This is a genomic window from Melaminivora alkalimesophila, assembly GCF_000282995.1.
In the GTDB taxonomy this organism is placed as follows: Bacteria; Pseudomonadota; Gammaproteobacteria; order Burkholderiales; family Burkholderiaceae_C; genus Melaminivora; species Melaminivora alkalimesophila.
The window spans coordinates 1-335 of the sequence record NZ_ALEE01000615.1 but is presented as its reverse complement, the minus strand read 5'-3'; the positions used below and the strand labels follow the sequence as shown (position 1 = coordinate 335).

The following is a 335-nucleotide window of genomic DNA, read 5'->3' as shown; positions in this document are numbered from 1 at the left end:
GCGGGTGCGGCTGCCTGCACGGCAGCGGCGTCGCCGCTGCTCATGGCCGGCGCTCCAGCAGCATGGCATCGCCATAGCTGAAGAAGCGGTAGCGCTGCGCGATCGCGTACCGGTACAGGTCCATCACGTGCGCATGGCCGGCAAAGGCGCTGACCAGCATCATCAGCGTGCTCCGGGGCAGGTGAAAGTTGGTCACCAGCAGCTGAACCACCTGGAAGGCGAACCCGGGCGTGATGAAGATGCGGGTGTCGCCCGTCGCCTGCCCGGTCCGGGCCCAGGATTCGAGTGTGCGCACCGTGGTCGTGCCCACGGCCACCACGCGCCCGCCACGCTGG

The 335-nt window shown here is 69.3% G+C and carries 1 protein-coding gene; it reads right to left on the bottom strand.

Annotated elements, in window-relative coordinates; genetic code table 11:
• Positions 1 to 40: 40 nt before the first annotated feature.
• Positions 41 to 335 (bottom strand): S-adenosylmethionine:tRNA ribosyltransferase-isomerase (locus A612_RS12065; protein WP_040436777.1); only part of this gene is annotated, 295 nt, incomplete at its 5' end.